This is a genomic window from Cobetia sp. 10Alg 146, assembly GCF_029846385.1.
Taxonomy (GTDB): domain Bacteria; phylum Pseudomonadota; class Gammaproteobacteria; order Pseudomonadales; family Halomonadaceae; genus Cobetia; species Cobetia marina.
On the sequence record NZ_JARWKT010000001.1, the window covers coordinates 647,998 to 669,813 of the forward strand.

Consider the following 21,816-nt stretch of genomic DNA (forward strand, 5'->3'; position numbering starts at 1 on the left):
CTCATCTCGCTGCATGACCGATCATCAGGCGCCGTATCATATTTTCAGAGAGATGCATCACCCACAGACAGATGCAGAGCAGGCGTTGCGTGTTGCTGTCGCTTCGCAGCCAGGTGCTGGCTGGATTGACTCAGGATCGGCCAGCGAGGCCACCACGGATCTGACCTGCTGATAGCCGGTGCGCATCAGGAAGGTCGGCGCTCTGCCGTAACTCTTGATGCCGAGGATGAACAAGCCTGGCTCGGCATGCAGCAGTTCGGCCGCGCCGTGATCCGGCACCGACCCGCAGCTGTGCTGGTTAGGGTCGATCAGCGGCGCAAGCTTGATTGGGCTCTGCGTCGCGGGGTCCAGCGAGACACGCAATTCAGACAGCAGCTCCAGAGAGGGACGGAAGCCAGTGGCCGCGATGATGCGATCCACCGCTGGCAGCCGGTGTTCGCCACTCTGTACGACCCAACGCCCCGCTTGATGATCGATTGCCTCGACGGCAAGCCCGGTCACTACCTCGATCCGGCCTTCCTCGAGCAGCGCCTTGATGCGCAGTTCAAGCGCCTTGCGCTCCTCCAGCTCATCATTGGGCGCCGGGCGGATGACCTCATCGATATTGGCGCAGCGCACACCCCAGACGATTCGCATCCCCTCTTCGTGGTCTGCCAGCGCGATCAGGTCCTGCAGCGCATTCAGCGCCGAGTGGCCGCTGCCGATCACGAGTACCGACTTGCCGGCATACTCAGCCGCTTGTGTGCCGCGAATGTCCGGCACGCCATAGGCGATGACTTCGGCCGCCGCTTGCTCACCGATGGCGGGAATCCCGTGCGCCCCGATCCAGTTGGGGGTCTGGTAGGTGCCGGAGGCATCGATCACCGCGCGGGCCAGCACATCGCGCGGGCCGTCAGGGCCCTCGACGCGCAGCACGAAGGGCGCCTCATCGCGTCCGCCACTGCGCAGCACATCATGCTGTTGTCGACTGACATGGGTGACGCGGCTATCGACATGCAGCCGCGAGCTGATCGACGGGTGCGCGGCGAGCGGTGCGACATAGCGGTCAAGAAACTCTGCCCCGGTGGGATAGGCAGCGGCGTCCGGGGCACGCCAACCCTGTTCCTGCAGCAACTCGGCCGCTAAAGCGTCGATATTCCATGACCAGGGCGAGAACATGCGCACATGTCCCCAGCTGGCCAGGTTGGCGCCTGCGTGTGCGCCCGACTCGAAGAGAATCGGCTCGAACCCTGCCTCCAGCAGATTGACGGCGGCGCTCAGCCCTATCGGCCCGGCGCCGATGATGGCCACCGGCAGGCCTGTGATATCACGACTCATGGCATCTCTCGCAGCAATATGTTGTCAGTGACAACAAACCTAGTATCCCTTCACGCCAATGTCTACTCCCAGGCCCTCAATCAGTCACCCAGGCGCTGCCGCGCGGCAAGGGTCAGCTTGTTGAGCAGTGTCACTGCGCCCTCCACGACCTCCGGCGACAAGCCCTCGATCATGGAGGCCTCTTCCGCGACCAGCTCGGCGTGAATCTGCTGGTACAGCGCCCTGCCCTCCGGGGTCAGCGAGAGCTCAACGGCACGCCGGTCGTTGGGGTCCTCGATCTTGCGCACATAGTGCTTGCGGATCAGTGAGTCGGCGACCCGGCTTGTCGTGCTCTTGTCGAGGTACATCTCGTCCGCCAGCGCCTGCAGTCTCAGCGGCCCGCGCTTGACCAGCGTCTCCAATGCATAGCATTGAGCGACGGAGACGTTGTGGTGGCAGATGCTTTCCCTGTCGCGAAACTGATGGACACGGATGAGCTGATTGACGGCTTCGTACAGTGCTTCTGCTTGATCCACTCTGGTGCCTCACGTGACGGTGGTCAAAAAAGGGGGGCATGGCTTGCCACGATAACCGAGCACGATAAAGAGCGCACCGATATCCGGCAGCCCTTATCCAGCAACCCTTATTCAGCAATCCTTGTCCACCAACCCTATCGGCTTGCACGTGGCAATGCCTTGCGCGAGCAACTCAATCGCGGTCTTTCTCCCCGATACGACGCCAGCAGACCCTGCAGGCAAGAATTGTGCAAGAATCTTGCAATTCATTATTGAGAACGATTAGCATTGCCAGTCGCAACATATAACTATTCAAAGCAAGGGATATCACGTGCATCTCCATCCGCTTACCGCAGCCGTCCTTTCCGCCAGTGCGTTGACCCTGAGCCTCTCGGGCCACGCCTCGGCGGACGACATGTCCACCCTCGTCATCAGCGAAGACCGTCTCGAACAGAATGTCGTGATCAGTGCTGAAGAGATCGATCAGCGTCAGGCACGCGACCTGGAAGACCTGTTCCGCGCCGAACCGGGGGTCAGTGTCGGTGGCGGCATCGCCATCGGCCAGAAGGTCTATGTTCGTGGACTGGAAGACACCAACCTGAACGTCACCATCGATGGCGCACGTCAGGGTGGCTATCTCTTCCACCATACCGGCCGACTGACCATTGACCCTGCCCTGCTCAAGCAGGCGGAAGTCGATACCGGCCCTGCGACGGCGGATGATGGCCCGGGGGCGCTTGGCGGCAGCCTCCGCTTCGAGACCAAGGATGCGCAGGATCTGCTCAAGCCCGGTCAGGATATGGGGGCGCGCGTCTCCGTCGGTACCGAGAGCGCGGCGGACGCCACCTCCGGCACCACGGCGTTCTATGGTCGTCTGGGAGAGAATCTCGGTCTGATGGGATATGTCAGTGGTCGCAACAGCGATGATTATGAGGTCGGCGGTGGCGGTGAGCAGGAACAGACCGCAGGTCAGCAGCGCGGCTACCTGCTCAAGATGTCTCTGCTGGACGTCAATGATCAGGACCTGCGCATCAGTGCCGAGCGCACCACCGATCACGGCACCTACTTCACACGCCCTCACATGCCGAGCTTCAGCAGCCAGCAACCGACCTACCAGGAAATGGAGCGTGAGACCTTTACCGTCAATCACGCCTGGCACCCGGGCAATGACCTGATCGATACGAAGACCACCCTCTATCACACCACCCAGGAACTGGATCGTGTCGAAAGTGGCAGCACCAGCCGCTCCCGCGAATTCGGCGCGGATGTTCGCAACACCTTCCGCCTGAAGACGGGGGACGTGGCGCATGCCCTGACGGCTGGCGTGGACTTCTATGATCAGGACACCCGTCGCTCCGATGACGCAGGCAGCTCTGGCCCCAACAACGAAGACACCTCACGCAACCTGGGAGTCTACGCCCAGAACCGCATGACACTGGGCCCGTGGGCTCTGTCCGTTGGCGCGCGCCTGGATGATTACGACAGCGATTACGGCGAGGCCGGTAGCGTCAGTGGCAGCGAGGTCTCCCCCAACGCGATTCTGAGTGTCGATGCCACTGACAACCTGACCCTGCATGCCGGTTACGGCGAGGCCATCCGGGGTGCCAAGGCGCGGGAAGTGATCCTGATCGGGGATGACGTCACCATTGCGGAAGGGCTTGAGCCGGAACGCGCTCGCCAGCGCGAGATCGGTCTCGATTGGCACCAGCAGGATGCGTTGACCCAGGGCGATCGCTTCGGCTTCGCGCTGACCGGCTTCCATACCGATATCGAGAACTACCAGGCCTATGATCGCGGCAGTGATCCGGCGGTGCTCTACAACCTGGGTGGCGACGTCGAGAGTCGTGGCTATGAAGCCAGCCTGAACTGGGGAGTCGGTGGCTATGACACCCGCCTGGGCTACGCCAAGGTCGTCATGAAGAACAACGACGGCGACCCGCTGGGTGACGAGATGAACATCGGTGCCTCCACCGGCGACAAGTGGACCTGGGATAACCAGTACCGTCTTGCGCACCACGACATCACGCTGGGCTACACCCTCAATGCGGTGGAGCGCCTGGAGCGCGTGGCACAAGGCGATGAGGAAAAGCCGGGCTACGTGACGCACGACATCCGCGCCCAGTGGACACCGGCCGCCTGGCAGGATCTGACTCTGACCTTGGCGGTCAACAATCTGTTCGACAAGCGCTACAGCGATCACAGCAGCTACCTGCTCAGCAGTGGCGACAGCATGCTGGAGCCAGGTCGTGACATCCGGCTGGGTGCCAGCTACCGCTTCTGAGTCCGTCCGCTGTTTGCGGGTCAGTCAGCCGATGCTCGCGATGCGTTGACTGTCAGATTGCCCCACAGGCCTGCCTGTGGGGCTTTTTCGTGTCCGGACCACCTGCCTTGCACCTGACGCGCCGGTGTCAGTCCGCCTGCTCGGTCTCGGCGTCCTGTTGCTTGGCCAGCTTGTGACCATCTTCTGACTGACCGATCTTCCAGTAGCTCGAGACATAGAAGTGGGACTTGGGAATCTCGTAGGCCTGCTTGAGGTGAGCACGTAGCGCACGCATGCTGCCGAATTCACAGGCCGCCCAGACAGAGATCTGACCTTCCAGTCTCGGCAACGAGGCAACCTTCTCCAGCAGCGGCTGGCCTTCCGGGTCTGGCTGCGGGTTGATCAGCCAGTGCAGCTCGATTCCCGGCGGGTGCTCAAGCGTCTGGATGTCAGCCGCATCCGGCACTTCAATGATGGCGTGTCCTCGGGCATCCGCCGGCAGTTCGGCCAGATTGACACTGATCGCCGGCAACGCCGTCATGTCACCCGCCAGCAAGAAGCTGTCGGCCGCCATGTTGATCAACTTCCTGGGCCCCGGGCCGCCGATGGTGATGCTGTCACCCGGCCTGGCACTGGCCGCCCAGACAGACGCCGGGCCTGCCTCTTCATGCAGCACGAAATCGACATCGATCTCGGTCGCGCGCTGATGACGAATGGTATAGGTGCGCATCATTGGTCGCTCACCTTCCCCACGCGCGAAGACCAGCTTGATGTAGGCACTCTCCTGGTCTTCGGGAAGGGAGCCGATATTCTCGCCCCCCAGCGTCACGCGCAACATGTGTTCGGTGACACGCTGGGTACGAATCACCTCGAGGTCTCGCATCGCGGGCTTGGCCATCTCACGCACTCCTGTCGTCATTGCCATTGGGCACATCAGCGCTGAAATCCCCGCATGCGGAGACGTTGTCCATCATGCGAGTCGCCGTGCTCAGAAAGGCCGCGATCTCCTCATCACCGAGATCACCGGCCATGCGCTGGGCCGTCTCCTGTTCCAGCACCTTGACTCGCTCCAGCATGTCACTCCCCGCCGCGGATACCTGCAGCAGCTGACTGCGCCGGTCCTGCGGATTCTGGTGTCGTGACACCAGCCCGCGGGTCTCCAGCTCGTTCAGGACGCGAGTGACACGCCCCTTGTCCTGCCCGAGCAGCTGCCCGACCTTGTGGGCGGTGCATTCGGGAACCCGGACGATGCTCTTCAACATCCGGATGTGCAGGACAGGCAAGTCGATGCCGTGCTGCTGGATGCCATCGCGCAGCTGCTTGCGATAGACGTGCATCAGACGATGCAGCACTTCATGCAAAGCGGTCGTTGCCATGGTCTTCCATCAGTTGGTTGCTAAAGGGCAACTATATGGGCGGTTGGTTGACACTGTCAACAAATATCCAAAGAAGACGTATTCTCATTGGCTCGCCCAACTCAGTCGCCCAACTCAGTCGCCCAACTCAGTCGCCCAACTCAGTCGCCCAACTCAGTCGCCCAACTCAGTCGCCCAACTCAGTCGCGCCTGGCAACTCCGCCACCCGGACGCATTTCATGCGCCATGAGAGGCATGAATTCAACGACTTGTCCCATGGCCGCCACCCTCAGGAAACTGCTAATGTCGTGACTATCACTTCCGACACTCCACGAGGCATCAATGGCCGAACTCTGCCTGCTGTTTGACTCCGACGGGACTCTGGTAGACAGCGAAGTCCTGCTGGCAGAAGCGCTTGCCAGCACGTTACCCGGCTACGGCCTGCCCTTCACGGCCGCCCGGTATCTGGATCATTTCCGGGGCGTACGTTTTCGCAGCATCGTCGCGGAACTCGAGGCACATCATGGCGCGCTGGCCCCCGAGCGGCTGGATGAGATGGAGGCCCGCATGCGTGCCACCCTCGAGGACCTGATGGCGGCTCGCCTCACGGCCATGCCCGGCATGCCTCAGGCACTGGCGGAGCTCTCCGGCTACCCCTGCGGCGTGGTCACCAACGGGCCGGAACGCAAGGTACGCCTGGCGCTGGATACCACCGGGCTGGCGCGCTTCTTTGACGGCCATATCTTCAGTGCCTACACCCTGGGCGTCTGGAAACCGGACCCACGCCTCTATCGCCTCGCCGCCGAGCAGATGGGGTTCGCGCCGCAGCGCTGTGTGGTGATCGATGACGCCGCCGTCGGCGTGAAAGCCGGGCTGGATGCCGGGATGCATGTCATCCACTTCGCCCACCATGAGGACGGCCTCGGCACGCCCTCCGGGGCGCTGAAGATGCGCAGTGCACGCGAGCTTCCGGCGCTGATCAGAGAGATCTCGCAGCGCGTGGCACGCCTCGACCCCTGATCGGCCAGGGCCGGATTCCTGGAGAGCTGATGCACCGCGAACCGGCGCGCAAGACAAGAAAGCCCGCACGGAGGCGGGCAAGGAATGCAAGAAAGCCCGCACGGAGGCGGGCAAGGAATGTCGGGACAGGACATTCAGGGCAGGGTCATCTTCCGACAAGGTCAGCTTCAGACAAGGTCACCTTTGGGCAAAGACACGTCCTGCATGCTGCTGCATCAGGGGCGATGGCCCGAGCCAGTCACATGCATTTGCGCAAGGATGCCATCGCGGCCTTTCGGCCGGCGCTGAGCGCGGAGGCAGAGTTCCGCGTGTGGTCCTGGGGGCTTTCCTGAGACTTGCTGCGAGTCTCTCTCCAGGGCTTTCTTCAGGGCTTTCTTCAGGGCTTTCCAGAGATCTTTCGAGTCATCGAGCGCAAGGCAAGGACGGGCTTCGTCATGAGTCAGCCATTGATGGTGTTGTTGCTGGTCGCCAGACACTCAATCACTCGAAAGGCGGAGCCTTACACGCTGTCGTTGAGCGCGTGCTCCACTCGAGTTGCAGAAACACTCTTGCCAGCATCATTGGCCTGATAGCGGGCTTTCATCATCCCACCGGCGGCACCGCGCACGCCTTGCAGCGGCTGCTCCAGCGCCTGCTGCACACGCCCTGCCGAGGTGCTCATGCCGGTAGCGGCAAAGACGGCCTGCCGCGTGGACGCCGCGTGGGCGTGACCCGCGATCAGAGGCTCGCTCAAGGCAGCACGTACCCGGGCATCGGAGACGCTATCTTCTGCGTGACTGAGAGTGCTGACGGCAGTGAGCATGGACAGGCAGACAAGGGGAACCAGACGTTTCATTCAGAGAGACTCCAGATGGTGTCGAGTGAGCGCCCCAGCGGGAGCGGCACTCGGGTAGAGGACGGCCGAGCCGTCCAATGGTGCTTCGGGCATGGCAGAGGCAACCTCTGCACGCCTTACAGGTTGAACTTCACCAGGGTGACGATGCGTGACAGGCCCTGAGCGGCGGCCAGAGACTCGGCGGTATTGCCTTGCTGATCCGCAATTCCGGGGTCGGCCCCGGCATCGAGCAGATGCCTGATGATGGTTTCCCGCCCGAACAGCGAGGCCATCATCAGCGCCGTCTGGCCACTGGCATTGCGATGATTCACATCACAGTCGGTATTGGCCAACAGCCAGTCTGCCGTCTCGACATGCCCACGGAAGGCCACGCCCATGAAGGCATTGCTGCCTCTTTCATCCACGGCACAGGCGTCCACCCCATACCCCTTGAGCAGGGCCAGAGTGCTGGTATGCCCGTAGTAGGCAGCCATGATGAACGGCGTATAGCCGTGGGATTCCGTGATCGACAGGTCTCCGCCCTGGTCGTGGTAGCGTTCGATGGCGGCGTTGTCGCCCTGACGCGCGGCATCCATGATGTCCATGCCCTCGTCCGCCTGCGCCGGGAGGGCGAGCAGACTCATGACGGCGACGCTGAGCGCAAGCATCAAGGTGACAAGGTTCGTGATGGATTGCCTGATGGGGGCATTCACGGTCAAGGTCATGGGACTCTCTCCTCGAGGTTGGTCCAGAAATCGGTCGGGAAGATGGCAGGGAGGCATTGCCCCCCTGCCCTGTCACGCGACGCGTCAGATCACTTCTGCTGCGCGTCGATCAGCTCCTCGACATCGTCCATGTCCACGTGAGCGACCTTGGCCAGACGCTCGCCGTATTCGTGGTCGGCCTGATAGAAGTAGCTGACCATGATGTTGCGGATCTCGTCGTTCTTGACCTTGCCCAGATCCCCACCCAGCACCTCGATCAGGTCATCCTGATCTTCCTCGGAGAAGGAGCGGTACAGCTCCCCGGCCTGAGCGAAATTCTGCTCCTTGCCGATGGGCTGCTGCTGGGTAGTGCCATTGAGGGTGTAACGCTTGTATTCGTACTGGCTGTCATCCACCAGCGAGTCGGCGTTGCGGCTCGGCTGGTAGTTGATGGAGCCGGAACGCGGAGCGGAGTAGCCCGCGCCATCCTGATGGTTGTTGTGGACCGCCACCTTGGGGGCGTTGACCGGCAGCTGAGAGTAGTTGGCCCCCAGGCGATAACGCTGGGCATCGGCGTAGGCGAACAGACGCCCCTGCAGCATGCGGTCTTCCGACGGCTCGATGCCCGGTACCAGGTTGGCCGGCGACATGGCCGCCTGCTCGGTTTCCTGGAAGAAGTTGTCCGGGACGCGATTCAGCGTCAGCTCACCGACCTTGCGTGCCGGGATCAGGTCTTGCGGCCACAGCTTGGTAGTATCCAGCGGGTTGAAGTCGAAGCTGTTCAGCTGGCTGGGGTCCAGCGTCTGGATATAGAGATCCCAGACCGGGTCATCGCCTTCGTCGAGATGGGTGTAGAGATCATCCGTCAGATGATTGAAGTCGGTGGACTGCACCTTGGCGATCTCTTCCGGCGACATGCCATGGTTGCCCTGACGCGACTTCCAGGTGAACTTCACGTATTTCCAGTCACCTTCGCCATTGACGAACTTGAAGGCGTGGACCCCGGAGCCATCCATCTCACGCAGGCTGGCAGGCACGCCCAGCGGTGAGTACAGATAGGTCAGCATGTTGGTGCTTTCCGGGATATGGCTGAAGAAATCGAAGTAGCGATTCGGGTCCTGCAGGTTGGTGCGGGGGTCAGGTTTCAGGGCATGGATCATGTCCGGGAACTTCATCGCATCGCGGATGAAGAACACCGGGAAGTTGATGCCGACCATGTCCCAGTTGCCCTGGTCGGTATAGAACTTGACGGCGAAGCCACGCGGGTCGCGCAGGGTCTCGGGCGAGCCCTTGCTGTTGATCACGCTGGAGAAGCGCACGAAGACCGGCGTCACCTGGCCCTTGTCCTGGAAAGGTGCCGCAACGGTCAGGTCGGTCAGATCCGCGGTGGCACGGAACTCACCGTAGGCCCCGATACCGCGAGCGTGGACCACGCGCTCCGGAATGCGCTCACGCTCGAAGTGCCCCAGCTTTTCCAGCAGGTGGTGATCCTGCAGCAATGTCGGGCCATTCGGACCAGCGGTCAGGGAGTCCTGGTTGTTGCCGATCGGCGCACCATTGGAACGTGTCATCACTTCCTGCTGCGCCAGACTGCTTGCAGAAAGCCCCAGCGCCATTACGGCTGTCAGGGTCTTCATGGGAAAACGTACGCTCAGCATCTCGGAAATTCCTCGTCAAATCAGGGAGTAACGAGGCGAGGAGTATTCGCGAGAAGTTCCCATAGCAAAAATAAATAATAGCTAACCCTGAAATAGCGAAAAACTAACATGATGTAGAATCAGCACCAATCACTTCCACTCTCAAGCAAGGACTGTGGCGTGGTTTCCTGTTCCCGGGCCATGCTTGCCGCGTGTGCCTTGAGCCAGATGCCCCGATGACGAGGCTTTCACGCCAGAGGTAAGAATCGCCTGCCTTGAGCGAGAGCTTTCCCATGGCCTGAACGCCAGCAGAGCAGGCCACGATTGTTGCACCCAGTCATACAATCCAGTCATACAATCCAGGCATACATTCCTGTCATACAAACCCGTCATGCAATCCAGGCATGCAATCCAGGCATCGCGAAGTCTCAGGTCATGGCCCATCGACACCCCGGAGGCACCCTGATTCGCTCCACTGCCAGAAACGACAACGGCCCCTCATGTTGAGGAGCCGTAAGTGAGGAGCCGTTGTCATCAAGTCTTGCGACAGATCTTTCAGCGCATCCAGCCACTACGCCTGGCGCTTCGCCTTCTTCGACTTGCGCTGAAACGCCGGCATGTCATCGATGACCAGCACCGGATTCAGCTCTTCCTTGGGGAAGTCATTCTTGAGCCAGCGCAGCATGGAGAGTGCCAGAATCAGCATCACCGGAATCATCGGCAGCGCCACCACGATGGTCGAGGTCTGCACGGTCTGCAGGCCACCCAACTGGATCAGCGCAACGCCGACGGCCGCGATCAGGAAGGCCCAGATCAAGCGGAACGAGCGCTTGGGCTCCTGATACCCGGACAGCTTGCGTGAGGTCACCGAGGCCAGCACGTAGGCCGAGCTGTCCAGCGTGGTCGCCAGGAAGATGAAGCACAGCAGGATGAAGGCCACCGTGACCAGCTTGGCGTACGGCAGGGTCTGCAGGATGCCTTCCACCGCCAGCGGGATACCGCCGCTATCCAGCAGCGCCTTGATGTCCAGCGCGCCACTGATCTGCAGGTCCAGCGCGTAACCGCCCCACACCGCGAAGAACACCCAGGTGCCCAGCGAGCCGAACACCAGCTCGGCGATGATCAGCTCACGGATGGTACGGCCGCGCGAGATACGCGCCACGAACAGCCCCACCATCGGCGCGTAGGCGATCCACCAGGCCCAATAGAAGACGGTCCAGTCCTTCCAGAAGGTGGAATCCCCCGCCGGGTCGGTCCACAGACTCATCGGGATGAAGTTGCCCAGGGTCTTGCCGAGGCTGTTGACGAAGCCTTCGACCATGAACTGCGAGTCACCGACGATGAAGGTGAAGGCCAGCAGGAAGATCGCCAGAATCACGTTGATGTCCGACAGAATCTTGATGCCCTTGGCCAGGCCGAACCAGACACTGGCCGAGAACATCGCCGTCCAGATGCACAGTACCGCGACTTCCAGTCCGAAGTTGGCCTCAACACCCAGGATGCCGCTGACCAGCTGCGAGACCAGCGGGACCGCCAGCCCCAGCGAGGTGCCGACGCCGCCGACGATCCCGAACACGACGATGGAATCCAGCAGCACGCCCCAGGCGCCATCCGCATGGCGGCCCAGCACGCCGCGCGAGGCGACGGACAGACGCACGCCATCACGCTTCTTGACGTACATGGAGTAGGCGATCGGCAGGCCCGGCAGGCAATAGAAGGCCCACGGCGTCAGCCCCCAGTGGAACTGACCGAAGGCCAGCGCCCACTCCGCGGCCTCACGACTCTTGGCCGCCACGTGATAGGCCGGCGAGGTGTAATAGTAGATCGGCTCGACCCACGCCCAGTTGACGATCGCGATGCCCATCCCGCAGGTGAAGATCATCGCCACCCAGCTGAAGTAGGAGAAATCGGGCGTGTCCTCTGCCCCACCCAGACGGACGTTGCCGTAGCGGCTGAAGGCCAGCCAGATGAGAAATCCGACGACGCTCAGACCTGCCACCAGATACAGCCAGCCGAACTTGCCGGTCGCGAAGGCGAAGGCGGCATTGATCAGCGCGGTGCTGGCCTCCGGGAACAGGATGACGGGGCCGATGAAGGCCAGGATGACCAATACGGCGGGAATGAAGACACGGGGGTCCAGATGATCGCCATCACTGGCGGGGGGAACGGCTTCTTGCACGACTACCACCTTAGTGAGAAAGCCCGAGCAAGAGGGGCGAGACGTCGCTCTTGCTCGGGCAGTTCGCTGTGTTCAATAATTTTTCGTAATGAAAAGAGCGCGGTATTATACATTTTTTTATTCCACGCGCATTATACTTTCCCGGCAACCGCGGGGAGCACAAATCGCGACACAGTATTTTCTCATGCATACATGAATTTCATTCATCAAGCTTGCGCTGCACACTCCCCCCTCCTGCACTCTTCTCGCGCCTTCCTTGCGCCTTATTCGACAATGTTTCCACCAGACGCGCACAGGCCGCCGACACGTCAATGCCGGCGGCCTGTGGGTCTAAAACGCTCATGAGCGGCGACTGTCACGCATAAGCCAGCACCTGACGCGGCAGTCTTTCCGCCCTTGCATCACGAGGGTCTCGCCAGCCGATGCGCCACTCTCATGAGCAGAATCCTCGACGTTCACCTCATGTCACAAGACGCCCAGCGCTTGAGCACTTCTCATGCACCTGGCTCGAGCTGACCCATGCAAGCTCAGAGTCAGATGAGTCGGCCTTGAGCGTTCAGCAATGGCTGACGTACTGAGTCACAAGAACGCCCCACCTCGTGAATCACGAGATGGGGCGTTTGAACATCCAGGGCGCCATCGATTGCCTGCAGCCGGCGGCCCTCGGTGAACAAGCACCGCATGGCGGGATCAGCTCGGCAGGTACTCCTCACTCCAGCTTTCGGACACCACGCCCTCCTCGATCAACTGATCGATCTCTTCATCACTGTGATCAAGCTCCCTGAGCACCGAGCGAGTCGAAGCGCCGTATTTCTCGGCCGGTGACAGCGGGTAGATGCGCCCACGTCGGGGCCGGATGGCGTAGGGGTCGAGCTGGGTGATCTCGTGACCGCTGGGGTGGTCCGAGTAGACCGAGAACGAATAGCTGCCAGCATCGATCCCGGTCCGCTCGCCAGCCGGGTGAACGTTGTAGGAACGCAATGTCTCCAGGTTCTCACAGACGGCCGCGGCGATATCCGCCGCCTGCAGTCGCTCGACCCAGTCATTGGCTCGCGCGCTGATGAAACGCGGAGCCAGGTAGGCGGCACGCTCCTCACGCGGGATTTCCGGCAATTCTTCCAGTCCCTCGACCTTGCGGAATTTCTCCAGCTCCGACTCATAGGCACTGACCAGCAGGATACCATCGGAGGCTGAATAGAAACGCGCCAGATCATCATAGCCTGTCGCCTCACGACCGGAGGGCTCATCAAACAGACTGCGGCGCTCATAGTCGTAGCAGAACGGCAGCTGTGCCAGACCGCTCAACGCCGACAGCGAGGTCTTGATGCGCGAGGTGCGGCCGGTCTTGAGCTTGCGATACAGCGCGGTGGCAATCCCCAGCGACGCGCCAAAGCCGCACATGACATCGATGGTGCCGACGTGGGCGTGCTCTTCAGGGGTATCCATGCTGCCGCCGAAGCGCAGCATGATGCCGGTAGTGGCCTGCACCAGATCGTCATAGCCGAGGTAGTTGGTGCGCGGCCCGGGCAGCACGCCACTGAAGCAGTCCAACTGGCAGAAGACGGCGTCCGGGTTGAGCTCGCGCATGGCCTCCTCGCTCAGCCCCATGGAGGCCACCTGCCGGTCGGTGGCATTCCAGACCACCACATCACTCTGACGAATCAGCTCATCCAGGATGGCGCGCCCGCGGGGCTGTCTGACGTCGGTCAGCAGCGAGCGCTTGGAGCGCATGTGCGACAGGCCGAAGATGACGGTATTCCAGCAGTCATAGAACGGCTTGGCCGGGTCGACCTTGATGACCTCGGCACCGAAGCGCGCCAGATACGCCACCGAGTGCGGCCCGGCGATCACATTGCACAGGTCCAGGATCTTGACGCCTTCCAGCCAGCCATCGCGGGCATTGCGTGCCCGCACCCGCGGCAGCTTGGTCTCGATGCGGGTCAGCACCGACAGCGCATGAGTGACACTCACCCAGCGCCGCGGCCTGGGCGTCAACATCTCCTGGCCGCTGTCGGCCATCCATACCATCGGGCCGAGCTGGATCATCAGTCCGAATTCCGGGTCCTCGACCTCGACCATCAGGCCCGCCGTCTCGGCGTGGTCATCGTGGATCCACTCCTGCAGCCAGCGCTGCGGCGCGCCGGGGAACTTGCCCTTGCCGAAGATCTTCTCCCATTCCTTGGAGGTGCGCGTCAGGAAGACTTCCTTCATGCGCGCCGCGATATGGTCCGCCCAGGACTTGGGCAACGGATAGACACCCAGCGACATGTCGGATTGCCATTCGCTGCTCGGGCGATAGGTATCCGGCTCCTCACTCATGCCCTCGGCGACCAGCGCATCATAGAGGCCCAGCACCTTCAGACAGCGCTTGGCGTGCTCGCGGTGACTCGGGCAGACCACATAGAACATGCGGCCATCCTTGCACTTGTAGCTGCGATAGAAGGGATCGAGCAGCTCCTGCAGCTCGTCGTAGTCGAGATTCATCGGCTGGCCCTCGATACGCCGACGTTCGATCTCCTTCTCGCGCTGGGTCTTGTAGCGCTCCGGCAGGCCCTCGATCTTGATCGAGTTGTAGCAGAGCCCTTCCATCAGCGCGCAGACCAGCGGCACCTCGATCTCGTCGCCCATGCCGGTGCGCTCACGGGCCTGCAGCGCCAGCACCACCGAGGAAGCCGCCAGCATGGTGCCATAGGCCGAGCCCAGCGGCAGCGGCGAGAAGGATGGGTTGATGCCCATCAACACGCGGTTGAGGCCCATGTCGGTAAAGACACCGGAATTGGCGGCGATCACGCTCTCGAAGGCACGCCAGTCGCGGCGCAGGGTGTCATTGGAGGCAAAGCCGGGAATCGACAGCGTGATCAGCTCATTGCGCTCCTCCCGCAATGCCTCGAAGTCAATACCCAGCCGCTTCATGACCCCGGGACGGAAGCTTTCGATCACGATGTCGGCCTCCTCGATCAGTGCCAGTGCCTGCTCGACACCCTCCACGGACTTGAGGTCCAGCGAGACGATCAGCTTGTTGCGATTGAGCGTGGCGTTGGCCGGCGACTGCCACATCGGCCCGCCGGGTGGATCGACGTGAACCACGGTGGCGCCCAGGTCGGCCAGGATCATGGCGACGGCCGGGCCCGCCATGTATTGACCGAAATCGATGACCTTGACGTCAGTCAGCGGCAGGCGGGTTTCGGAGTGAAATGTCATCGGTGCGGTCCTTCTGGCCAGAGGGGCTGCGGGTCGCGTCAGCCCCGGTGAGCGTCATGTGTTGAGAGAGACAGGAAAAAGTGCACTCAGCGAGACTTGGCGTCATCGCGCGGGCTGGGAGTCTCCAGCACCAGATGCGGTTCCAGCACCTTGCGCGCGAAGTCCTGGCGCAACCAGCGCACCAGCGACCAGGTCAGGATGAACAGCACCGGGATCATCGGCAGCGCGACCACGATGGTGGAAGTCTGAACCGCCTTGAGGCCGCCCAACTGGATCAATGCCACCCCGACACCGGCGATCAGGAAGGCCCAGATCAGACGCACGCTGCGCCTGGGCTCCTGATAGCCAGAGAGCTCACGCGTGGTCACCGACGCCAGCACATAGGCCGAGCTGTCCAGGGTGGTGGCGAGGAAGATGAAGCACAGCAGGATGAAGCTTGCGGTGATCAGCTCTGAGAACGGCAGCGTGGCGAGAATTGCGGACACCGCACCGGGGATACCGCCGTCGCTGAGCACGGCCGCGACATCCAGAGTGCCACTGACCTGCAGATCCAGCGCATAGCCACCCCAGACCGCGAAGAACACCCAGCAGCCCAGCGAGCCGAACACCAGCTCGGCGATGATCAGCTCACGAATGGTGCGTCCCCGCGAGATACGGGCGACGAACAGCCCCATCATCGGCGCGTAGGCGATCCACCAGGCCCAGTAGAAGACGGTCCAATCCTTCCAGAAGGTCGAATCGCCCACCGGGTCGGTCCACAGACTCATGGTTACGAAGTTCGACAGCATGGTGCCGAGACTGTTGACCCAGCCCTCGACCATGAACAGCGATGGCCCGGCGATGAAGGTGAAGGCCAGCAGCACGATGGCCAGAATCACGTTGATGTCGGAGAGAATCTTGATGCCCTTGGCCAAGCCGAACCACACGCTGGCCGAGAAGATCGCCGTCCAGATCAGCAGCACCCCCAGATTGAGCGCGAAGGACGGCTCGATGCCGAGCAGATCACTGACCAGCCGTGAAACCAGTGGCACCGCCAGTCCCAGTGAGGTGCCGACACCGCCGACGATGCCGAATACCACCACCGCATCCAGCAGCACGCCCCACCACCCCTCGGCACGCTTGCCGAGCACGCCGCTTGAGGCCACGGAAAGACGCACGCCCGGGCGGTTGCGCACATACATGGAATAGGCGATGGGAATCGCCGGCAGGCAGTAGAACGCCCAGGGCGTCAGCCCCCAGTGGAACTGCCCATAGGCCAGCGCCCACTCGGCCGCCGCATCGCTGCCGGCCTTGACGTCGAAGGGAGGGCCGGTGAAATAGTAGATCGGCTCGACCCACGCCCAGTTGACGATGGCGATGCCGATCCCGCCGGCGAAGATCATCGCCACCCAACTGAAATACGAGAACTCCGGCGTGTCCTGCGGGCCACCCAGACGGACGTTGCCGTAGCGGCTGAACGCCAGACCGATCAGGAACACGACCACGGAGAAGCCCGCCAGCAGGTAAAGCCAGCCGAAATTGCCGGTCGCGAAGGCGAAGGCCGTATTGACGGCAGCCTCACCGGACTCAGGAAACAGGATGATGGGAATGATCAGGCCGGCGATGACGAGCACCGAGGGCAGGAATACCCGCCAGTCAATCTCGTCGCGGGCCGTGTGGGAGGCGCGGGAATCGCGTGGCTGGCTTTCGCTACCGGAAGCCGCCTTGGGCGCAGAACTGCTCATGTTGATCACCGTTATTGTGGTTATGCGGTTCGGTGTTGAGACACGGGGAGTTCCCTGCGATTGGCGTATCGCAAGGTCTCCATGCATGGCGTATCGGCAAGGCCGTGATATGGGTGGAGGAAGATGGCCGTTGTCAGGCCGATCTCGGCAGTGGCTCGGCCAAATCGGTACTGACAGCAGACTCCAGAATCCAGCCAGCGGCCTTCTCCGCGATCATCAGGGTCGGCGAGTTGGTATTGCCGCTGACGATGGTCGGCATGATGCCGGCATCTGCCACCCGCAACCCCTGGATACCGCGCACTCGCAGGCGGCTGTCGACCACCGCCATCGGGTCATCCGCGCGCCCCATGCGCGTGGTGCCCACCGGATGGAAGATGGTGGTGCCGATATCGCCGGCGAGCCTGGCGAGCTCGTCATCAGTCTGGTACTCGACCCCCGGCTTGATCTCCTCGGGCTGGTAGCGCGCAAAGGCCGGCTGGGAGGCGATGCGCCGCGTGACCCGCAGCGAGTCGGCCGCGACCTTGCGATCTTCCTCGGTGCTCAGGTAGTTGGGCGCGATGGCCGGGGCCTGGCGCGGGTCGGCGCTCTGCAGACGCACCGAGCCACGGCTGGTGGGGTTGAGATTGCAGACACTCGCGGTGATCGCCGGGAAGGGATGCAAGGGCTGCCCGAAGGCCTCGAGACTCAGCGGCTGGACGTGATACTGGATATTGGGATGGGCGTAGTCCTCGCTGCTGCGCGTAAAAGCCCCCAGCTGCGATGGCGCCATGCTCATCGGCCCGGAACGCTTGAACAGGTACTGCATGCCGATGCCCATCTTGCCCAGCAGCGTGCTGGCCATGGCGTTCAGGGTCTTGGCATTGGTGACCTTGTAGACCGAGCGGATCTGCAGGTGGTCCTGCAGATTCTCGCCGACGCCGGGCAGATCCTTCACCACCTCGACGCCATGTTGCTCCAGCAATGCCTTGGGCCCGACCCCCGAGACCTGCAGCAGATGTGGCGAGCCGATGGCGCCGGCACACAGCACGACCTCACGCTTCGCCGAGAGGTTGATGAGCTTGCCATCACGCACGACCTGCAGCCCTGTGCAGCGCAGACTGGAGGCGTCCTTCACTGCGTCCGCCCCTGTGCCAGCTCCTGTGCCATCCCCTGCGCCCTGCTCGCCGCCCGCGAACAGCAGACGATTGACCTGGGTGGAGTGCCACAGCGTCAGGTTGCCGCGCTTGAGTGCCGGACGCAGAAAGGCCTTGGCCGTATTCCAGCGCCAGCCGGAACGCTGATTGACCTCGAAATAGGCCACCCCTTCGTTGCTGCCACGATTGAAGTCCTCGGTGCGCGGGATGCCGGCCTGTTCGGCGGCACTGGCGAAATCGTCCAGCACTTCCCAGTTGAGGCGCTGCCGCTCGACTCGCCACTCGCCACCGTGACCATGGAACTGGCGATGCTCGGGGCCGGCATCCCCGCCCTCGTCGAGGCGCGCGTGATCCTCATGGCGCATGAAGACCGGCAGACATTGCTCCCAGCGCCACTCGCTGTCGCCGGTCACCTCGGCCCAGTGGTCATAATCCCGCGCCTGACCGCGCATGTAGATCATGCCGTTGATGCTGGAACATCCCCCCAGCGTCTTGCCGCGCGGATAGATCAGCGAACGTCCGTTGAGCCCCTTGTCCGGCTCGGTGCGGTACAGCCAGTCGGTGCGCGGATTGTTGATGCAGTACAGGTAGCCCACCGGAATGTGGATCCAGTGATAGTTGTCCCGCCCACCCGCCTCGATGAGCAGCACGCGGTGATCAGGATTGGCGCTGAGGCGATTGGCCATCAGGCAGCCGGCGGAACCGGCCCCCACGATGATGAAATCGAATTCCGACAGATCGTCTCCCGGTTTGGCGGGGCGAGCGTCCTGCTCGCCCCCCGGGGGTCGATGCTGATTGTTCTTGTTGTCTGACATGGCGCGTCCCTCTCCAGACAGCTGGCGTATGCTGGTAGGTAACCAGAATGCAGATGACTACGATGCAGATGGCGACAGTGCAGATGACCGCAGTCGCGAGCGACTTACTTGGCCGTCGGCATGGCGAATTCGGCACCGGCATCGATGGAATCCGACCAGCGCTGCATGATGGACTTCTGCTTGGTGTAGAAGCGCACCCCTTCCTCGCCGTAGGCGTGGGTATCTCCGAACAGGGAGCTCTTCCAGCCACCGAAGCCGTGCCAGGCCATCGGGACCGGAATCGGCACATTGATGCCGACCATGCCCACCTGGATGCGCCGCCCGAATTCACGCGCGACACTGCCGCTCTCGGTGAAGCAGCTCACGCCGTTGCCGAATTCGTGGTCATTGATCAGCTGGATGGCGGTCGCGACGTCCGGCACGCGGACACAGGCCAGTACCGGGCCGAAGATCTCTTCCTTGTAGATGGTCATGTCCGGGGTGACGTGATCGAACAGCGTGCCGCCCATCCAGAAGCCTTCAGTGCTGTCGCCGCCGATGTCGTTGCCGGTGAACTCACGCCCGTCGACGATCATCTCGGCCCCTTCCGCGACGCCCTTTTCGATATACCCGCAGATACGCTCATGCGCCTGGCGGGTGACGATCGGCCCCATCTCGGCGTCCAGATTCATGCCGTCCTTGATCTTGAGCTCGCGGGCACGCTCGGCCAGACGCGGCACCAGGGTGTCCGCCACATCGCCCACCAGCACCGCCACACTGATCGCCATGCAGCGCTCGCCGGCGGAGCCGTAGGCCGCGCCGATCAGGGCATCCACCGCCTTGTCGAGGTTGGCATCCGGCATCACCACCATATGGTTCTTGGCGCCACCCAGTGCCTGAATGCGCTTGCCGTGACGTGCGCCACGCTCGTAGATCAGGTTGGCGATCGGGGTGGAGCCCACGAAGGACAGTGCGCGCACCTTGGGGTGATCGATCAGCGCCTCGACGGCATCCTTGTCGCCCTGCACCACGTTGAAGACGCCATCCGGCAGGCCCGCCTGCTTGAGCAGATCCGCCATCATCAGCGAGGCGCTGGGGTCCAGCGGGCTCGGCTTGAGCACGAAGCAGTTGCCTGCCGCGATGGCCACCGGGAACATCCACATCGGCACCATCACCGGGAAGTTGAACGGCGTGATGCCGGCGACGACACCCAGCGGCTGGCGCATCGTCCAGTTGTCGATGCCGGTGCTGACCTGGTCGGTGAAATCCCCCTTGAGCAACTGCGGGATACCGCAGGCGAACTCGACGATATCGATGCCACGTGCCACCTCGCCCTGAGCATCGGTGAACACCTTGCCATGCTCGCGGGTGATCGCCTCCGCCAGCGCGTCCTTGTGCTCGTTGAGCAGCGCGAGGAACTTGAACATCACCCGGGCACGACGAATCGGCGGGGTGTCGGCCCAGGCCGGGAAGGCGGCGTCGGCGGCCGCCACGGCAGCATCGATGTCGCTGTCGCGTGCCAGCGCGACCTGGCCGGTCACCTGGCCGGTGGCGGGATTGAAGACATCCTGTGTGGCACTGGAGTCACCGTGGGTCACCTGGCCGTTGATGAAATGGGCGATGGTCTGTTGGGGCGTGGTCATGGCGTGAATCGTCTCCACTGGCGTTGTGACTGAAGCGTGCGTGGGGAGCATCCCGGCGGCTCAGCCATAGGGGCTGGTCATAAGGCTGGACATGAGAGCTGCTTATGAGAGCTGAATGCATGAAGGCTGTACCTTGAATCTACCCCGCCGGCCGGAACGTTCAATTGAGTTATTCTTGGGTGCGATATAACGATTGCTGATATCACGAACGCCCCCGAACGCAGACAGCCGCCATCGCTCACCAGCCCAGTCATGGCGGGGTTGCGGGCGAGTGAGAGCGTGGAATGGAATACGGCGGAGGGAATGTTCGAGCGTCAAGGCAGCGCTTTCGGTGGCACCGCTAGACCAAAGGGGAATAGGTCATCGGCGGGACGCTGAGACAAGAATGCAGGCGGCCTGGTACATGAACCATGTCGCTGTTGATCCTTCGCCCCCTTGCCCAGAGAGCCTTCGATGCAGGATCTGTCCCGTCTTCACGCCTTCGTCACCGTGGCGCGCACCGGTAGCGTGTCACGAGCCGCCGAGGCCTTGCACCTCACCCAGCCTGCCGTCAGCCTCAAGCTCAAACAGCTTCAGGAAAGCCTGGGCCTCTCATTGTTTGATCGGCACCCCCATGGATTGCAGCTGACCGCCGATGGTCAGGCCCTGCTCTCCAGTGCCGAAAGCACGCTGGCCAGTGCCCGCCAGTTCGAGCAGGCTGCCTCTGCCCTGCACAGCACCCTGCGTGGCACCCTGCGCATCGGCACCATCATCGACCCGGAATTCATTCGTCTCGGCAGTTTCCTGCGGCATCTGCTGGCACAGGCACCCGGGATCGAGACGTCTTTGCAACATGGCATGAGTGGATGTGTGCTCAAGGCACTCAAGCAGGATGAGCTGGAAATCGGCTTCTATCTCGCCCCACCGGGAGAAGGGCCGGGCGACAGCGCCCTCGACTACCGGGAATTGGCGCTGTTCGAGTACTACGTGCTGGCACCGGCGGGCTGGTCATCGCGGCTGACCGCGACCGACTGGGCCTCGTTGGCGGCCCTGCCGTGGATCGTCACGCCCCCCAACTCGGTACATTCCCGCCTGCTGGCACATGCCATGCGCGGCGTGGAGGCTACGCTGCATCGCGTCGCCCAGGTGGATCAGGAAGTCTGCATGCTGGACCTGGTACGCGCGGGGGTCGGGCTGTCACTGGCGCGTGATGTGCTGGCGCTGGCCGAGCGTCAGGAGCGTGGGCTCAATATCGTGCCGGACACCCGCCTGCCCTGCGCACTCAGCGTGGTATGGCGCCGTGACAAGGCCGCTGATCCCAGCGTTCAGGCGGCATTGCAGAGCCTGGCCAATGTCTGGCCGGTAGAGTGACCGGTGTCATGCCAGGTTGCGCCCTTCGTGGGCCACGCCGGCCTCTTCTCTCTTCTCTCTTCTCTCTTCTCTCTTCTCTCTTCTCTCTTCTCTCTTCCCTCTTTTCTCTGCGCTAAGCGCCAAGCTCTTTGCCCTTCTCTCCTCACCTGCCCTTGCACTCTCACGGCCTCCCCACCTCCCATCACTGGCAG

15 protein-coding genes are annotated in these 21,816 nt (G+C 62.5%); 3 read left to right on the forward strand and 12 right to left on the reverse strand.

Features of this window, described 5'->3' with window-relative positions; all coding sequences use genetic code 11:
- Positions 1-57 precede the first annotated feature (57 nt).
- Both QD172_RS02775 and QD172_RS02780 read right to left on the reverse strand, forming a co-directional pair.
- Positions 58-1,317, reverse strand: coding sequence for an FAD-dependent oxidoreductase (locus QD172_RS02775; protein WP_279854841.1), 1,260 nt, complete (start codon positions 1,315-1,317; stop codon positions 58-60).
- An 80-nt stretch (positions 1,318-1,397) separates the two neighbouring features.
- The gene (locus QD172_RS02780; protein WP_192839313.1) at positions 1,398-1,832 is read right to left on the reverse strand and encodes a MarR family transcriptional regulator; all 435 of its coding nucleotides are present in this window, start codon (positions 1,830-1,832) and stop codon (positions 1,398-1,400) included.
- A 310-nt stretch (positions 1,833-2,142) separates the two neighbouring features.
- Here QD172_RS02780 and QD172_RS02785 point away from each other — a divergent pair, with 310 nt between their 5' ends.
- On the forward strand, positions 2,143-4,092 hold the full coding sequence (locus QD172_RS02785) for a TonB-dependent receptor (protein WP_279854842.1): 1,950 nt from the start codon (positions 2,143-2,145) through the stop codon (positions 4,090-4,092).
- A gap of 127 nt (positions 4,093-4,219) precedes the next feature.
- Here QD172_RS02785 and QD172_RS02790 read toward each other — a convergent pair whose 3' ends face one another.
- Together QD172_RS02790 and QD172_RS02795 are read right to left on the reverse strand one after the other, a co-directional pair.
- Positions 4,220-4,969: a siderophore-interacting protein gene (locus QD172_RS02790; RefSeq protein WP_077377619.1), complete on the reverse strand. Its 750-nt coding sequence runs from the start codon at positions 4,967-4,969 to the stop codon at positions 4,220-4,222.
- Between the two features lies 1 nt (position 4,970).
- Entirely contained in the window at positions 4,971-5,447 is a 477-nt protein-coding gene (locus tag QD172_RS02795) for a MarR family winged helix-turn-helix transcriptional regulator (RefSeq protein WP_279854843.1), read from the reverse strand.
- Positions 5,448-5,768: 321 nt separating this feature from the next.
- Here QD172_RS02795 and QD172_RS02800 point away from each other — a divergent pair, with 321 nt between their 5' ends.
- A complete protein-coding gene (locus QD172_RS02800; RefSeq protein WP_077377625.1) occupies positions 5,769-6,446 on the forward strand; it encodes an HAD-IA family hydrolase in 678 nt (225 codons plus the stop codon).
- Positions 6,447-6,945: 499 nt separating this feature from the next.
- Here the strand turns inward: QD172_RS02800 and QD172_RS02805 are convergent, their stop codons facing one another.
- The 8 genes from QD172_RS02805 to QD172_RS02840 form a co-directional block, all read right to left on the reverse strand.
- Positions 6,946-7,281, reverse strand: coding sequence for a hypothetical protein (locus QD172_RS02805; RefSeq protein ID WP_141391705.1), 336 nt, complete (start codon positions 7,279-7,281; stop codon positions 6,946-6,948).
- Positions 7,282-7,397: 116 nt separating this feature from the next.
- Complete coding sequence (locus QD172_RS02810) at positions 7,398-7,985, reverse strand: ankyrin repeat domain-containing protein (protein WP_279854844.1); 588 nt, start codon at positions 7,983-7,985, stop codon at positions 7,398-7,400.
- An 89-nt stretch (positions 7,986-8,074) separates the two neighbouring features.
- The gene (locus QD172_RS02815; RefSeq protein ID WP_279854845.1) at positions 8,075-9,622 is read right to left on the reverse strand and encodes a catalase; all 1,548 of its coding nucleotides are present in this window, start codon (positions 9,620-9,622) and stop codon (positions 8,075-8,077) included.
- Positions 9,623-10,172: 550 nt separating this feature from the next.
- Positions 10,173-11,780: a BCCT family transporter gene (locus QD172_RS02820; protein ID WP_084208362.1), complete on the reverse strand. Its 1,608-nt coding sequence runs from the start codon at positions 11,778-11,780 to the stop codon at positions 10,173-10,175.
- Between the two features lie 690 nt (positions 11,781-12,470).
- Entirely contained in the window at positions 12,471-14,981 is a 2,511-nt protein-coding gene (locus QD172_RS02825; RefSeq protein WP_279854847.1) for a CoA transferase, read from the reverse strand.
- Positions 14,982-15,067: 86 nt separating this feature from the next.
- Positions 15,068-16,705: a BCCT family transporter gene (locus QD172_RS02830; protein WP_279854848.1), complete on the reverse strand. Its 1,638-nt coding sequence runs from the start codon at positions 16,703-16,705 to the stop codon at positions 15,068-15,070.
- 133 nt (positions 16,706-16,838) lie between these two features.
- Entirely contained in the window at positions 16,839-18,653 is a 1,815-nt protein-coding gene (locus QD172_RS02835; RefSeq protein ID WP_279854849.1) for a GMC family oxidoreductase N-terminal domain-containing protein, read from the reverse strand.
- 104 nt (positions 18,654-18,757) lie between these two features.
- The gene (locus tag QD172_RS02840) at positions 18,758-20,275 is read right to left on the reverse strand and encodes a CoA-acylating methylmalonate-semialdehyde dehydrogenase (RefSeq protein ID WP_279854850.1); all 1,518 of its coding nucleotides are present in this window, start codon (positions 20,273-20,275) and stop codon (positions 18,758-18,760) included.
- 453 nt (positions 20,276-20,728) lie between these two features.
- Here QD172_RS02840 and QD172_RS02845 point away from each other — a divergent pair, with 453 nt between their 5' ends.
- Positions 20,729-21,625, forward strand: a complete 897-nt coding sequence (locus QD172_RS02845; protein ID WP_084208357.1) for a LysR family transcriptional regulator — start codon at positions 20,729-20,731, stop codon at positions 21,623-21,625.
- The last annotated feature ends 191 nt before the right edge of the window (positions 21,626-21,816 follow it).

Coding starts and splice junctions, on each gene's coding strand:
- QD172_RS02775 (WP_279854841.1), bottom strand. CDS start 1,317: ATGAGTCGTGATATCACAGGCCTGCCGGTGGCCATCATCGGCGCCGGG.
- QD172_RS02790 (WP_077377619.1), bottom strand. CDS start 4,969: ATGGCCAAGCCCGCGATGCGAGACCTCGAGGTGATTCGTACCCAGCGT.
- QD172_RS02795 (WP_279854843.1), bottom strand. CDS start 5,447: ATGGCAACGACCGCTTTGCATGAAGTGCTGCATCGTCTGATGCACGTC.
- QD172_RS02800 (WP_077377625.1), top strand. CDS start 5,769: ATGGCCGAACTCTGCCTGCTGTTTGACTCCGACGGGACTCTGGTAGAC.
- QD172_RS02805 (WP_141391705.1), bottom strand. CDS start 7,281: ATGAAACGTCTGGTTCCCCTTGTCTGCCTGTCCATGCTCACTGCCGTC.
- QD172_RS02810 (WP_279854844.1), bottom strand. CDS start 7,985: ATGACCTTGACCGTGAATGCCCCCATCAGGCAATCCATCACGAACCTT.
- QD172_RS02815 (WP_279854845.1), bottom strand. CDS start 9,622: ATGCTGAGCGTACGTTTTCCCATGAAGACCCTGACAGCCGTAATGGCG.
- QD172_RS02825 (WP_279854847.1), bottom strand. CDS start 14,981: ATGACATTTCACTCCGAAACCCGCCTGCCGCTGACTGACGTCAAGGTC.
- QD172_RS02830 (WP_279854848.1), bottom strand. CDS start 16,705: ATGAGCAGTTCTGCGCCCAAGGCGGCTTCCGGTAGCGAAAGCCAGCCA.
- QD172_RS02835 (WP_279854849.1), bottom strand. CDS start 18,653: ATGTCAGACAACAAGAACAATCAGCATCGACCCCCGGGGGGCGAGCAG.
- QD172_RS02840 (WP_279854850.1), bottom strand. CDS start 20,275: ATGACCACGCCCCAACAGACCATCGCCCATTTCATCAACGGCCAGGTG.
- QD172_RS02845 (WP_084208357.1), top strand. CDS start 20,729: ATGCAGGATCTGTCCCGTCTTCACGCCTTCGTCACCGTGGCGCGCACC.